This is a genomic window from Arthrobacter sp. TJ-58 (assembly GCF_058269295.1).
In genome coordinates, this window is record NZ_JBZCNM010000001.1 from 1,291,242 (window position 1) to 1,305,786 (window position 14,545).

The window sequence follows — 14,545 nt, forward strand, 5'->3', positions numbered from 1 at the left end:
GCGGCTTGGTCAGACCGTCGCTGCAGCTGTTTTACACCCCGTTTGAGCCATCCCGCAGCCTTCATTCGGCGGCTCTGCCGGAAAGTTCGTCCAGGGGTCGCTGCCGGTCCCATGGACGTCCCAGGTTCTCCACCGCCGCGGTGATCCGCGCACATGACCGCGAATCCCAGAAGGGGAAGGTGTCCCGCACCCGTGCCTCGTACATCTCCTCGCGCACCAGTCCCCCGCTGATGATCCGCTGCAGCTCCCTGATCGCTCCGTCCACATCGGAGGTCACCGGGCCAAAGCCGTGCCGGGCATAATCGAAATACCCCTTGCGGTACACGTGCTTGCCGCGGAAGATCTCGTCGCCGTCAAACTGCAGGTAAATAAGGTTGCTCCCCCCATACGCGGCGTCAAAGGCAATGGATGAATGATCGGTGATCAGGGTGTGGGCTTTGGTGAGTTCAGCCTGGACGCTCACGTCCCGGTACCGCGCCGCCCGCACAAATTCGGGCAGGTCCAGATACGGCACCACGAATTCGAACTCGGGATGGGGCATGAAGACCACGTCCACACCCTGGTTGACGCTCAATTCCTTCAGTTCGGCGGACCGGAGCAATGTCATCCAGGTTCCGCCAAAGTCCGTCGCTTCAAAGGCCCGGGCTGCCTCAGCCGGCGTGGCACAGACCTCGATGACCTTCTTCACGTACTGCCGCCAGGTGGGGGCAATCAGGACCTGACGGCGTTCCTGAACAGGTGAGGCCAGGGCTGCTGCGCGCAGGGCGTCGTAGCGGGGCAGCCCCACGAGTTTGGCCTGGTGGTTCGACAGACGGTACACACTGTTGTTGCCCGCAATCGATTCGTGCTCGCCGCGGGTGGTCGTGACCATTGCCGCGATGTCCTTGCCGTTGATCCACCGCGACATATCGTCTTTGATGACGCCGTGCTGGAGGTAGACAAATTTGGCGTCGCCGCTGCCATAGCGTTTCCGGTTTACCGGGTATTCAACGTTCCAGTTGGCGTGGGAGGAGAGTTTATAGGCGGCGTTCAGCACCAGGAGCACCGATTCGTCCGAGCCGTAGGGAACCAGCTTGAAACCGTCACCGCGCAGCCGGTGCCAGTCTTCGCAGTCCTGTTCGATGACAAAGAACGCGTTGATGTCCGGCCGGTGCTTCATGAGGTACCGGTAGAGGTGCTCCGCATTGTCGTCGGCCCGGTCAATCCGGTCCATCAGCAGCCAGGCATCCTTGTACCGCGAGCGCACCGGTTCGGAGGCAGCCGAAGCGATCAGCGCCTGGTCCGCAGCTTTCCGCTTCCTGGCTTCGGCGGCTTTGCGCTGCCGGCGCAGCACCCGCAGTACTGCCGCTGCCAGGGTGCGGGGGCGGGACTGTCCGGACAGGATCTGCCGGGCCGTCAGCCCCGTTCGGGCCCGCGCCAGGCTCCGGGAAACCCGGGTTCCGGCGGCTCTCCGAGCCAGGCGCCCCTGAGCGGGTCCGGCGGCCAGTTCAAGATAGCGAGCCGGCAGGGGCCTGCGCCCTGGCTGCAGGGGCACCCTCCTGTCGGTGGTGGGAACTGCCGCAACCCCGTCCAGTACGATCTCGGTGCTGTCCCCCGCAGGAAGAACAAGGATGCGCTCGCGGATCAAGATTCTTCCCAGTACCCGGTGTTCCATGACCTTGGCGGCCACCGGCGTCCGGGAAACACCGTCCACTACGTACCCTTCCTGCGGGAGGTCCCCCTGGAAAAGGTAGTGATACGTGGTGACCTGCTGCACCGGATCGGTTTTGCCCTGCACTACTAGCGGATCGGCGTACTGGATGCCCTTGTAATGGGTACGGAGAATGTTGTGGAACAGCCATCCCTGGCTGACCACGCTGAACGTATTGACGACGTCCTCGTCGATCAGGGAGATGATGCGTTCCAGCAGTTCGTGCATGCTGGCCTGCTGCTCGGGTGTGGCGGAGCCGGTGTCGCTGTGCATGCGTTTGTCATCAATGTAGAACCACACCAGGTCGTAGAGGACCATGTACTGCGCCCAGTGGGGAACCCTTCCGGCGCTGGAGCGGATGGCCTCGAGCATTCCCAGCCAGCCGTACTGCGGCAGGTCGCTGTACGCGCGGGGATCTCCCCACGTCCCCTGCACCAGGGACGCTGCACCGGCGCGCTGGCGGCGGTAGTAATAGGTGGCTGAGGCAATGATGCCGACCACTGGCTTTTCCGCCACGGCAAGATAGCGCCCAATGAGGTTGGCGTCCTCGAACTTGGGACGGATCCGCTCGTCAAAACGAAGGCGGTGCCTCTCCAGGACATCCCTGCGCAGAAAGGTGGTGGGCCCGTGCATGTGGAAATACTCCGGGTTCGCATCAAGGTCAACCAGCAGGTCACCCTGACGGAACTTCCGGTTCAGCGGATGCCCCTGGGAGGTCCGCAGGGAAGCGTCATTGAACTGCACAAGGCGGCCCGTGAGCATTTGCGCCGATTGCTGGGTATCGCGGTTTAGGAACGCCGCAATCCGCTCAAAATAGCGCGGATGGAAGGCATCATCGGGATCGCAGAACGTCACCCAGTCGTTCCGCACCAGGTCCAGCCCCACGTTGCGGGCCGAGGCTGGCCCGCCGTTGTCCTTGCGGACCAGCCTCACGTTTGACCGGCCGCGAGCCCATTCGGACACCACCCGCGCAGATTCGTCGGTCGATCCGTCATCGATAACGACGATGTCCAGGTCCGCCACCGGGTAGGTCTGGGCGTCCAGGGATTTGAGGAAAGTGGGAACATAGTCGGCCACGTTGTACAGCGCCACTATGAGGGAAAACTGGCCCTTAGCCACGTAGGCCTCCTGTTGGATTGACGAGCGGGACGGGAACTGCCAGCAGTGCAGCGGCAGCTGCCTCGGCCGCTGCGCCCCGGTCCGCGGACGCATACCGGTCCGCGACATTGCCGGACCCGGATCTTCCCGGGTCCAAAGCGCTCAGGACGCCCGTAAGTTCGGTTGTATCGGAGACCGTCGGCAGCAGAGAGAAGACATCCGCCGGGTCCGGATAAAACCCCCGGGACTGCCGGTATTCTGCCAGATCGGGAACCAGCAAAACAATTGGTTTGCCGAGCACGGAAAAGTCGAAAATCGCTGACGAATAATCTGTGACCAATACGTCCGCGGCGAGATACAGATCATTCACCTCGGGGTAATCGGTCACGTCAACGGCCTCGGGGTGGGCTTCCAGGCGCCGCTGGCCGGCCACGTTGTGGTGGCCGCGGATCAGGAAGGTCCATCCCGGGCCCAGCCTTCGGCCGGCTTCGGCCACGTCCAGGAACCCGGTCCAGTCCGACAGGCCGGCACCGTCCCGGGCGCTGTCGCGCCAGGTGGGAGCGTAGAGCAGCACCTTCTGACCTGCCGGGATGCCGAGCAGGCCGCGTACCCGGTTCCGGGTTCCCCCGGCATCCGCATCCAGCAGCGAATCGTTGCGGGGGTATCCAATGGTGAGCACGTCCCCCGTGTAGCCCAGGGCCGCCGGAAGAACCTTGGCGGCAAAGTCATTCTGCGCCAGCAGCAGGTCCCACCACTGCGCTTCCCGGGCCATCAGATCCCGGTAGGACAGAGAGAGCACCCGCTGTGGCACGTCCAAGCCAATCTTCTTCAGCGGCGTTCCGTGCCAGGTCTGCAGATAGAACTGACCGGGTGACTTACGGAAGTACCAGGGGAAGTTGTTGTTGTTGACCAGCCGCCGGGTGGACGCCAGCTTCCGGTACCACTGTGCCGAGCCCTGCAGCAGCGGCACCGCGTACTCCGGCACCTCCACGGAACGATCCGCGACCGACCAATAAAGGGGTTCGTTAAAACCACTGGCGGCAAGGTAATCAGAAATGGCCCGCGGACTGTCCGAGCAGCTCTTTCCGCCAAAACTCTCGAAGAGGACTCCGGGCGTAAGGCCGGGTGCCGGATCCCCGCCGAAAACTTCACGGCGCAGCCGGTACTGGTGGAAGGTTCCGGTCTCATCATCCGCCAGGGGTGCGGCGATGCTCACGGCCATGGCGCCCGACGCCGTCCGGACACCGCGTACGCGCACGGCGCTCAGCAGGCTCGACCGGAAGGATGAAGCGGTTCCGCCGGCAACGGGCACTGCCGGATCCGAGGATTCCGGCTGTCCTCCGCCGGCCTGCCAGCGCAGTGTGTAGGCGCCCGACGGCGGTGCCGGCAGTTCTCTGCCCCACCGCGGCGCGGCCATCGAAAAGCTCAGCAGCAGCCCGCCGTCGGGCAGGGCGGTGACCTCTGCGGCCGGTATCCGGAAGCGGGCGGTGACCAGGGCGTAACCCGCCGTTGCGGGGGCGCCGGCCAGGACCAGTTCCACCGTGTCAGTGTCCGGTGCCGTGTGCAGGGCCGTCACCTCGGGTCCGGAAATGGGGATCTCCCGGGCCGTTTGGGCTGCGGCTGGCAGGGGCACTGTCCGTTCCACGCAGTGTCCGTCGACTTCAGCGCGGAGGATCAGCTCCGGCGGCACGGGTGTGTCCAGCCGCAGGCTGAACGCCGAGTCCGCATAGCTGCAGTTCCGGTCATCGGAAAGAACGTCCAGGTCCGGATCCGTCCGGTGCTGAATCGGCAGTGCCTGAAAACCGCCCGGTCCGGTGACTCCCGCCGAAATCCGAACTACGGTGCGGCGCTGGTCCACGTTGCGCAGGTAGGCGTGCCCCCGGACGCAGGCACCGCCGTCGTCCTCCAATACCGGGGGTTCCAGCGCCGCCACGAGTTCAAGGGCCTCCGGATGAACTTCCAGGAGGTCGCGGTCCACGGCGGAATCGAGAACCCGAAGCAGCGGCGGCTCAGCAAAGATCCGTCCCCGGTCAAAGACGAGGGGGCTCGCGGTGCCGTTGTTGATCCGGTCCGCCACGGCGCGGCGGATGTCCTCGCGCCGGCCTTCGGCGCTCAGATGCAGCAGCACGCGCGCCTGCGGGTCGAGATCCGGCAGGAACGGCGCACCGGCAGTGCAGAACTTTTGAACGCCGTCCCGGAGCAGCTGCCAGAACTCCTCGCTGACGTCCGGGACCTGTTCGAGGTAGGGGATCAGGTCCGAGCCGAGCAGCCGCCGGTACCAGTGGGCCGCAACCGGCGCCGGAGCCTCGGCTTCTATCAGGGAGGTGACGTCACCCGCCACGGTCAGGCGGTCGCGGAGGTCTTCGAGCAGATACTTGGCCTGCGTGATGGAGGAGCCGTCTTCGCGGATCCGCCACCAGTAGACCACGTCCGCCAGGACATCGAAGGAGGCGGCCCGCAGATAGGCCCGGGCGGTGGTTTCCTGGTCCTCGTACCGGATGTCCTCCGGCATGGCGCCCACGTGCTTGTCCCAGAACTGCCGGCGGAAAACCTTGTTCCAGAGAAAGACGTCGTCGATGATCTCCGGAACATCCGTAACACTCACCCGGGACCGCGCCCGGGCATGGAGCTGCTCGGCCAGACGGACCGGGGTCTTCCTGCCGCCGCGGATCCTGCCGTAGGAACCCACGCAGAAATCCGACCCGGTTGCGGCCAGCGAGGCCATCATCAGTTCGTAGGCGTCTGCGGGAACGACGTCGTCGGCGTCGGCAAAGGTGAGGAACTGCCCGCGGGCAGCGGCGATGCCGGTGTTCCGTGCCCGCCCGTTGCCCCCGTGCGGCAGTTTGATCAGGCGGATCCGCCGGTCATACCTGGCATAGCGGGCAGCCAGCGCTGCCGACTCGTCCGTTGATCCGTCGTCGAGGACGATAATTTCCAGGCGGGCATAGCGTTGGTTCACCAGGCTGGTGAGGCAGCGGTCCAGATACGGTGCCACGTTGTACATCGGCACCACCACGCTCAGCAGCCCGTGGTCGGAGCGGCCGGAGCGCGGCCCCCTCCCCGAGGCACGCCGGATCCGTGCCTTCAGCGCCGGATGCAGGTCTGCGGCGGCACCGCTGAACCGCTGGGCAAGATTTTTCATGCCGTGGTGCGCCAGAATCCCCTGGTGTCAATGACGGCCTTCCCGGCCAGCTGTTCGGGCCGGATCTCCCGGAAGGCGTCATGATCCACCAGGAGGACGACGGCGTCAGCGGCGGCTACGGCGTCGTCGGTGAGCACCGAGGTGACGTTCGGCAGCGGTTCCAGCTCCTCCGGAAGTTTCGCTCCGAGCAGGGACCGGCCGGCGAGGATCCGGTAGCCGGGGTTTTCCAGCGCCAGCCGGCGGACGATTTCCACCGCGGGAGATTCACGGGTGTCATCGATGTTTGCTTTGAAGGCCAGGCCGAGGGCGGCGATGACGGGTGCTTCCATGCCTTCCACGGCTGCCATTACCTCGGCGACCACGTGTCCGGGCTTGGCATCATTGACCTCGCGGGCGGTGCGGATCAGCCGCGAGTTCTCCGGATCCGCGGACACAATGAACCAGGGATCCACCGCGATGCAGTGGCCGCCCACACCGGGGCCGGGCTGGAGGATGTTCACGCGCGGATGGTGGTTGGCCAGCTCAATCAGGTTCCACACGTCGATGCCGAGATTGTCGCTGATGACGGAGAGCTCGTTGGCGAACGCGATGTTCACGTCGCGGTAGGCATTCTCCACCAGCTTGGCCATCTCGGCGGTGGCCGCGTCGGTCAGGTGGATGCTGCCCTGGCAGAACGTGCTGTACAGGCCCGCCGCGGCGGTTGCCGCTTCCGGCGTCAGTCCGCCGATGATGCGGTCATTGGTTACCAGTTCAATCATGATCCGTCCGGGCAGCACCCGTTCCGGGCAATGGGCAAACAGCACGGCATCCTTGCCGCCGTTGGCTTCCGCCGCCAGATCCGGACGCAGTTCCAGAATGACATCAGCCATCCGGCGGGTGGTGCCGGGAGGTGACGTGGACTCCAGGATCACCAGATTGCCGGGCCGGATCCGGGCGGCAATGCTCCGGGCTGCCTGCGCCACATAAACGAGGTCCGCGGTCTTGTCCTCCCGGAACGGCGTCGGCACGGCCACAATGTAGGCGTCCGCTTCCGGCATGGTTTCCTGCGCCGTGAGGAGGCCCTGGCTCACTGCACCGGCTACGTGGATGCCCAGGTCGGGTTCGATGAACGGCACCCGTCCCTGATTGACGGCCTCCACGGTGAGCGGATTGACATCCACTCCGATCACATCCAGACCCTTGGCCGCAAGGATGGCTGCGGTGGGCAGCCCAATGTAGCCGAGGCCGACGACGGCGACGGTGGAGATTTCGGTGGCAGCCTCGCCGGCCTTATATGTCTGTGTGCTCATGTGGTCTCCCATAGAATCTCAGATCGCCGGATGCCAACAGGGTGGCGTCGTCGACCTGCCAGGTGTGCCCGGTTGCTTCCCGGACCTGAAAGTAGTTGAAACGGTCTGCTGAGTAGATGCGCCTGCCGGCGGCGGCTGCCTGCCGGAGGAAGCCGGTGTCCTCGCCCAGGCCCAGTGCGGGGAAGGGCAGCTCCAGGACCAGGCTGCGGCGGGCCACGATGGTGGGTCCCATGACAAAATCCGTGTACCGGTGCTCCCGGGCGCCGAAGCGCAGCACCGTTGCGTTGGAACTGCGCAGGTGCATGTAGTGGGCCTGCTTGCCGACAATATCCGCCTTGGAATACTCCAGGGCGTGCAGCTGGTCGCTGAGATAGTGCGGGCCGTAATGGTCGTCGTCGTCCATCTTGGCCACCACCTCCCCCGTGGCGGCGGCGGCGCACCGGTTCAGGCACTCGCCCAAGGGTACTGTGCGGTCAGCGGTCAGCAGCGTCACTTTGGCCAGCCCGTGCTTTACCTGCAGCGCCTTGATCTGCTCCGGAACCGGTTCGAAACCGTGGGTCAGGAGGACCAGTTCCAGGTCCACGCCCTGCTGGCGGCCCAGTGTGCTGAACAGGCTTTCCAGCTGGTGCGGGCGCATGGTGGGCACCAGCGCCGAGACCGAGGGGCGGGACAGCGGGCGGGCGCGGGCGGGAAGGGCCGCCTGCAGAACTGCTTCGGCCCGGTGCGCGTAGGTGTGCCGGTCCCAGATGCGGCGCTGGGCCAGGTGCACGGTCCGGTCGTTGTACTCCGGATTTGAGGCCAGAGCCCGGCTCAGCGCGGCCGCTTCCTCCCGGGTGGCTGCCACCGGAACTTCCGCGGGAGTGAAGAACTGCTCCACTGCTGTGCTGGGCGTGCTGATGACAGGGGTGCCGGCCGCACTTATTTCAAAGATCCGCCGGGCACACATGCTGGGCGAATCCACCACCGAATTGACGTTCAGGAACACTTTGTAGGCCTTATAGGCCGAGAGCATCTGCGGATAGCTCAGGGATCCCACCACGCGGGCGCTCAGCGGGGCCGGGAACTGGTAATTGGGGTCCCCGCCAAGCTTCCGGGAGAAGATTTCCAACCCCGTGGGAAGCTTTGCCGAGGCGTCCATCGCCCCGCCCAGGAGCAGGTCCATCTGTGCCCGGCGCTCCGGGTATTTGTGGGCAAAGTACATGCCGGCAAACGCAATGTCCCGGGAATGCCTGCCGTGCCGGGGACGGACCGGGTTGTGAATGGCCGGCTGGGCGGCGAAGGGAAGCACCCCGATGTTGTCGTGGCCGAGGTCCTGCCGGTAGAACGGCACCCGGAGCACATCGGAGGTGAACACGTGGTCAAAGAGCGCTGCCGCTGGCAGGAAGTCCTCGTAGTGCGGCGGATCTTCCTTGTTCCAGAAAACGGTGGGGATACCCTGCTGCCGGCTCCACTGCAGCAGCTGCACCAACTCGGGGGCAGGGCCCGCCGGCCCGGCGAGTTTTCCGCGCCACAGCCGGTTGTTGCCGGCCCAGGCGGATTCGATGAACACCAGCTCCACTCCGGCATCCGTCATTTGCTGCCGCCAGGAAGCGGGGTCGAGGGCAACGGTGTTCCACTCATGGGCGAAGGCCATGGCGGAGAATTCGTCGAGGATGACGCCCACCGTCAGGTCGCTCCTGCGCGGAGCCGGAGCCGGCAGGGAAACAGCCGGAATGGACAGCCGCCGGGCGGAACCGCGGCCGATCCATCCCGCTTCCACCCCGCGGGCGTTGGCCGGATCAGCGAAGCTGCGCTCTGCGCGGCTCCGGATTCTCCAGTCGCGGACCTGGGCGGGACCGCCGGCCCTGAGGTGCCAGAGCCCGGTGCGGACCTCGGCGAGCAGTCCCATTTACCGGATCTCCGTGCTGCGGCGTCCGGTGCCGCGGCCCACCACGCGGGTAACCGTCAGCGAATTGATGGCGGCCCTCCGCATTTTCCCGGCCGTAATGTTGTTGCCCTGTGAGAGCTGCTTCGTGAAATCCCGGTAGGCCTGGACAACTGCCCGGGGCTCGCCGTCCATGATGAGATCCCCTTTGTCCATCCAGACGACGCGGGTGCACATTTCCAGAATGGTTTCCAGGCTGTGGCTCACCAGGAACACGCAGCCGGCGTTCCCGCGGAGCTCGTCCATCCGCTTTTTGCTGCGGTCGGCAAACTGGGCGTCGCCGGTGTTGAGAGCTTCATCGATGAGGAGGATCTCCGGATCGATGCTGGCGGCAATGGCGAAGCGCAGGCGGGAGGCCATTCCGGAGGAATAGGAGCGCATCGGCAGGTGAATGGCTTTCTCCAGGCCGGACAGCTCAACAATTTCGTCGTAGCGCTCGGCAATCTCCGCCCGGTTCAGGCCCATGGCCAGGCAGCCCAGGACCACGTTGTGGTCTCCCGGCAGTTCCGGCACCAGGGCAGCGTTGACCCCCAGCATGACGGGGGTGCTTACCGCGTAGACGGCACCCGTGGTGGGTTTGATCTGTCCGCTGATGAGCTTCATCAGGGTGCTCTTGCCCGATCCGTTGCGGCCAACAATGCCAATGGATTCACCGTGCACTGCCACCAGCGACATGGGGTTCAGCGCGTCGACAGTGACGAGGTTGGGCTTGGCCGTCAGCCTGCGGAACATCTTTGCACCGGTGTTTCTGCTGTCCGCGTAGGCCGGTGCCTCGCTTGAGGGCACCCGGTAACGCATGCTCACCTCATCGATGACGATGCAGGGATCCTCCAGCAGATAGTCCAGGTCCTCAGCCGCGTCCATAGGTTTCCTCCGCCCGCCAGAAATAAAGGGCCCCAATGGCCAGCGCGCCAAACGCCCAGCAGCTGAGGATGGCCCAGGACTGCCAGTTGGGCACCGTGTTGTAGAGCAGAACGTCGCGGACGATGTCCAGGACGTTGAACAGAGGATTCAGCTTGATGATTTCCAGGAACACCGGCTGGTCAATAAACCGGTCATAGGAATAAAAAATGGCTGACGCATACATCCAGGCCCGGAGGGCGAAACTCAGGAGGTGCACCACGTCATTAACCTTGGAGATGACGCGGGCCAGAATCAGCCCGACGCCCAGGTTGAAGATGGTTTGCAGTGCAATGGCCGGGATGATCAGCAGGCCTAGCCAGGAGATTTTCTCCGTGGGCGGCATCAGCAGCACCAGGAGAACCATGACGATGAACCCGGGGATGTTGGCCAGCAGTTCCCGCAGGTTGACCGAGATGGGCAGGGTCGCCCTGGGGAAACTGAACGCCTGGACCACGGCCCGGTTCTGCTGGATGGACCGCGCACCGTTGGTGATGGCGCGCGAGCTGTACTGAAAAAGGAAGATGCCGATGACCAGGTAGCCGACAAAGTTTTCTATCCCCGCACCGGTGCCCAGCATCAGCCCGAAGATCAGGAAATAGGTCAGGCCGTTGAGCACCGGATTCAGGATCAGCCAGATGCTGCCGAGCCGGTCCCGGCGGTTGCCGCTTTGAACCCGGGATTTGGCGTCATAAAAGATGAACTCGCGGTAATTCCAGACCTGGACCAGATAGTCCACAAATCCGGGCCGCGCCCCGACTCGCTGGAGTCCGCGCACGTCCACGGAAAGCGGCTGGACCCGGGCTGCCGTTGACGCGTCAGTTTGTGCCGAACTCATCAGGCAGCACCCAGATTCTCGTAGTGTTCCAGGCAGAGGCCGGCGTTGGCCTGCCAGGTGCGGGTGGCGAGGACTTCGGTGCGGCCATTGTGTCCCAGCCGGTTCCGCAGGTCCCCGTCCAGGAGCAGGCTCTCCAGCGACTGCGCCAGGGCTGCCGGGTTTTCCGGTTGCACCAATAATCCGTTGTCGCCGTCGTTCACCAGTTCTGCCAGGGCAGGCAGGCTGCTGGCCACCACAGGGGTGCGGCAGGCCATGGCCTCCACCGGTTTCAGCGGGGTAACCGCTCGTGTCACGTTCAAGTCCTTCCGAGGCACCACAAAAACATCGAGTGCCTGATGGTACAAATGCGCCTGCTCGCGGGAAACACGTCCGGGAAACAGAACGCGCCCGTCAATCCTGAGCTCCGCGGCCAGGGCTTTAAGTCCCGGTGCAGCCGTGCCGTCTCCGGCAATGAGGCACATCAGCTGCGGATGCCGGGGTGCAAGCAGAGCAAACGCCCTCAGCAGGTCGTCCAAACCTTCATAGTCAACCAGACTGCTGACCGTTCCGATAATTGCTGAATCCGCGGGCAATCCCAGCTCCATGCGGGCCTGCCGCGGCGTCAGCGGTTCCAGCAGGTAGTACTCCCCCACGGCGTTGGGCAGGAGCAGGAGCTTGGCGGGATCCACTCCGGCTGCCTCAATTTCCGCGGCCATCACCGTTCCCAGGGTGGGCACCAGCGAGGCACGGTTCATCACCCGGCCCTCACAGGCTTTGAACTCGAGGTAGCGCTGGGTGCTGCGGGCGGCGTCGGACCGGGTGGAGGCCCAGGTGTCCGCCAGCTGTCCGCGGACCTCGTACACCCAGGGAATCCCCAGTGCCTCGGCCACGGCGGCGGTCACGAGTCCGTTGGTGAAGTGCGTGGTGGTGTGCAGCACGGCTGGCCGCAGCACGCGCGCCAGTGCCAGCAGGTCCTCGGCTTGGCGCTGCAGGCGGCGGTCCATGCCAAAGGGCATGCGGGCCGGGAGGAGCCGGTGGTAGGTCACGCCGTCAACGACGTCGGAGTCGCGGGCACGGAGTTTGCCCACCTGCACGGGGTAGCCCAGCCGGGTCACGGCATGGACGTTCCAGCCCAGGTCCAGCTGGGCTTTCAGGATGGAGTGCGTGCGCTGGGCGTAGCCGCTTTGGGTGTGGGGCAGGGAATTCGTAAGGACGTGGAGCACGGTGCGGGGCTGCGGGCGGTACCCCTGCACCGGCGGCAGGGCCGGCTGCCAGCCGGCAAAAACACGTGCCTCGGCCGCAAGCCGCCGTTGCTGCGCTCTTTCGCGGGCGGACCCGCCGTCCAGGGCGTTCACCGCGCCCTGCATGTCACCGTTGTACCAGTTCAGCCGGGCCGCGGTTCCTCTGCGTCCCGGAGCGTCGGGCCGCACTTCCTTCAGAAGTTCGGCTGCCAGGTCCGGCAGTCCGGCTGCGGTGGCCAGGTCTGCCAGGTGCAGCCGGCGTCCGTCACGGGCGGGGTTCTGCACGCCGTCCCACAGGTTTTTTTCGAGCCGGGAGATGTCACCGCGCAGCAGTGCCTCCAGTGAGGCCAGGGTTCCGCGGCCGGGAACATGCGCTGCGGCGTCCAGCAGCCGCTGCAGCATGCGCGGCGGCAGGCGGCGGGAAACTTGCAGCGCCAGCACCACGGGGTCATCGCCCAAATGCTCGACGGCGGTTCCTCCCGCCAGGCGGAGGTTGCGCAGGAGGATTCCCAAACGGTTCACGGAGTGGAGACCCCGTCTACCAGCGTGGTCAGCAGCTCCGCATAGGACTCGGCCAGGGCATCCACATTGGCGTTGTCGTGCACCCAGTCACGTCCGGCGGTACCGGTCAGCAGCCTGGATCTGTCCTGCACCAGTTCCCGCCACAGGTCAGCCACCTTTTCGGGGTGCGCCGAGACTACGTCCCCGGCTCCGGATTCCTCAATGATCTTGCGGGCTTCGCCGAGCACAATCGCGGTCACATGCCGGCCGACGGCGAGGACTTCATAGGTTTTGGAAGGAATGGTGGTTTCGAAGGACTTCCAGTCGTCCCGCAGGGAGACAACGCAGGTGTCCGCGCGGCGGTAGTGTTCCATCACCTCGGCGCCCACAGCCGGATCGTGGAACACCACCGGCGCATCCAGTTCTTTCGCCAGCGCGATGAGTTCCCGCCGCTGCACTCCGTGCCCCACGAGGCTCAACCGCACGCAGTCCCGGGCCAGGGCGGCAGCACGGATCACAACGTCCAGGCGCTGGCTCTCGCCGTGGTTGCCCAGGTACAGCACGTTCAGGAAATCCGACTTCTCCGGCGGCGGCAGGAGCAGTTCACGCACTGACACGTCCACGCCGTTGCTGACGGTCGCTACGTTGCCCAGTCCGCGGTCCCGAAGTGTCTGCGCAAAACCGTACGTCACGGTGACAACGAGGTCCGCGCGGTTTTGGATGGCTGTGATGGCGCGTTCGGCCAGACCCTTGGCGCCGCCGGGGACCAGGCGTGCGTCCCGGGCGATGTCCGGCCAGGCATCCCGCATGTCCACGACCAGGGGCCTGCGCAGCAGGCGTGCGGCCACGTAGCCGGAGCCCAGGATCGGCAGGCTGGGGACGGTGACAATGACGGCATCCGGTCTGGGGCCCATGAGCGCCGCGGGCACGGTGCAGGCTGCCGACATCAGATGGTCCGCCAGCCGTCCCAGCCGGGTGGTGCGGTGCCAGAGGTAGGGAACCCGGCGGATCCGCTCACCGTATACGCCTGTGTCGCGGCGGAAGGCGCGGCCGGCTTCTGTACGCGGCAGGGTGCGCCGTCCGTGCGGGGCATGCGCAACGGGAGCGACGACGTCGACGTCCCAGCCCAGTTTCCGGAAGGTGCGGATGATCTGGGTCCAGCGCCGCTGGGGCGGGCTGTGTTCGGGTGAATACGAGTGCGTTAGTAGCAGAACCCGCACAATCATTCCCCCAATGCACTACGGACTTACGCCGAGACTATAATTTATCTGCCTAGTCTACTCTCGTCTTGTTGAACGATTTAATGTTTCCGCCGCGCCTGATCCGCGCATTTTTGAATAGTAAACAGCGCCGCCGGTCAAAAGCAGCAAAATAACCAAACTCCGAATCATCCAGTCCGAACCGGCTTCATCTTTTGCCGCCGCCGATTCCGCAGCCACCGGGGTTTTGTCCGATCCTGCTCCCGCTGCCGGCGCGCTGGCCTTTGTCCGGGTGGGTGAAGGGCTGGGCGTGGAGGTGCGGGTTGCAGAGGCCGACGGCGTGGGGGAAGGAGTTGCCGACGGCGTGGGGGAAGGCGTGGTTTCTGCCCCCAGCTGCACCACACCGGTCATCGGATCCCACCGATAGTCCGTGTACAGCATGCTCCCGGGTTCAATGAGATATCCGGTTCCGCTTTCAATCAGCCAGCCCGTCTCCGGATGCACCAGATAGCCGGTGGCGGCGTCGATCACGTATCCGGTTGCGGGATCAATGGCAGGGGCCGCCGGGGCGGGCTCCGGCGCGGGTTCCGGCTCCGGAACAGGGACCGGGTCCGGCACGGGGGCCGGAGCGGGCGTGGAGGGAGGCGGAGCAGGCACCGGATTCACGGGAGGCTCCGGGGCGGGGGCCACGGGCGGAGGGATGGTGGGTGCCGGCGGAACGCTGGGCCCTGGGGTGGGCACACC

9 protein-coding genes are annotated in these 14,545 nt (G+C 65.4%); all 9 read right to left on the minus strand.

Annotated features, from left to right (window positions below; translation table 11 throughout):
• Nucleotides 1-61: 61 nt before the first annotated feature.
• Genes AC4D2W_RS05975 through AC4D2W_RS06015 form a run of 9 tightly spaced genes read right to left on the minus strand, consistent with a single transcriptional unit; the run spans nt 62 to nt 14,332 of the window.
• Nucleotides 62-2,809 carry a bifunctional glycosyltransferase/CDP-glycerol:glycerophosphate glycerophosphotransferase gene (locus AC4D2W_RS05975; RefSeq protein WP_490925957.1) on the minus strand — a complete coding sequence of 916 codons (2,748 nt, stop codon included), beginning with the start codon at nt 2,807-2,809 and terminating at the stop codon, nt 62-64.
• On the minus strand, nt 2,802-5,930 hold the full coding sequence (locus AC4D2W_RS05980; protein ID WP_490925958.1) for a bifunctional glycosyltransferase/CDP-glycerol:glycerophosphate glycerophosphotransferase: 3,129 nt from the start codon (nt 5,928-5,930) through the stop codon (nt 2,802-2,804). Before AC4D2W_RS05980 ends, AC4D2W_RS05975 begins: the two co-directional genes overlap by 8 nt.
• Nucleotides 5,927-7,219 carry a UDP-N-acetyl-D-mannosamine dehydrogenase gene (wecC, locus tag AC4D2W_RS05985; protein WP_490925959.1) on the minus strand — a complete coding sequence of 431 codons (1,293 nt, stop codon included), beginning with the start codon at nt 7,217-7,219 and terminating at the stop codon, nt 5,927-5,929. The genes AC4D2W_RS05980 and wecC overlap by 4 nt, the downstream gene beginning before the upstream one ends.
• Entirely contained in the window at nt 7,200-9,107 is a 1,908-nt protein-coding gene (locus AC4D2W_RS05990) for a glycosyltransferase family protein (protein WP_490925960.1), read from the minus strand. Before AC4D2W_RS05990 ends, wecC begins: the two co-directional genes overlap by 20 nt.
• On the minus strand, nt 9,108-10,007 hold the full coding sequence (locus tag AC4D2W_RS05995; RefSeq protein ID WP_490925961.1) for an ABC transporter ATP-binding protein: 900 nt from the start codon (nt 10,005-10,007) through the stop codon (nt 9,108-9,110). It lies immediately after the preceding gene.
• On the minus strand, nt 9,994-10,881 hold the full coding sequence (locus tag AC4D2W_RS06000; protein WP_490925962.1) for an ABC transporter permease: 888 nt from the start codon (nt 10,879-10,881) through the stop codon (nt 9,994-9,996). Before AC4D2W_RS06000 ends, AC4D2W_RS05995 begins: the two co-directional genes overlap by 14 nt.
• On the minus strand, nt 10,881-12,623 hold the full coding sequence (locus AC4D2W_RS06005; RefSeq protein WP_490925963.1) for a glycosyltransferase family 4 protein: 1,743 nt from the start codon (nt 12,621-12,623) through the stop codon (nt 10,881-10,883). Before AC4D2W_RS06005 ends, AC4D2W_RS06000 begins: the two co-directional genes overlap by 1 nt.
• On the minus strand, nt 12,620-13,828 hold the full coding sequence (locus tag AC4D2W_RS06010) for a glycosyltransferase family 4 protein (RefSeq protein ID WP_490925964.1): 1,209 nt from the start codon (nt 13,826-13,828) through the stop codon (nt 12,620-12,622). Before AC4D2W_RS06010 ends, AC4D2W_RS06005 begins: the two co-directional genes overlap by 4 nt.
• A 51-nt stretch (nt 13,829-13,879) precedes the next feature.
• Complete coding sequence (locus tag AC4D2W_RS06015; RefSeq protein ID WP_490925965.1) at nt 13,880-14,332, minus strand: hypothetical protein; 453 nt, start codon at nt 14,330-14,332, stop codon at nt 13,880-13,882.
• Nucleotides 14,333-14,545: the final 213 nt, after the last annotated feature.

Bases quoted from the DNA above. Each gene is read 5' to 3' on its own strand.
- AC4D2W_RS06010 (WP_490925964.1), bottom strand. From the start codon at position 13,828: ATGATTGTGCGGGTTCTGCTACTAACGCACTCGTATTCACCCGAACAC.
- AC4D2W_RS05990 (WP_490925960.1), bottom strand. From the start codon at position 9,107: ATGGGACTGCTCGCCGAGGTCCGCACCGGGCTCTGGCACCTCAGGGCC.
- AC4D2W_RS05995 (WP_490925961.1), bottom strand. From the start codon at position 10,007: ATGGACGCGGCTGAGGACCTGGACTATCTGCTGGAGGATCCCTGCATC.
- wecC (WP_490925959.1), bottom strand. From the start codon at position 7,219: ATGAGCACACAGACATATAAGGCCGGCGAGGCTGCCACCGAAATCTCC.
- AC4D2W_RS06000 (WP_490925962.1), bottom strand. From the start codon at position 10,881: ATGAGTTCGGCACAAACTGACGCGTCAACGGCAGCCCGGGTCCAGCCG.
- AC4D2W_RS05980 (WP_490925958.1), bottom strand. From the start codon at position 5,930: ATGAAAAATCTTGCCCAGCGGTTCAGCGGTGCCGCCGCAGACCTGCAT.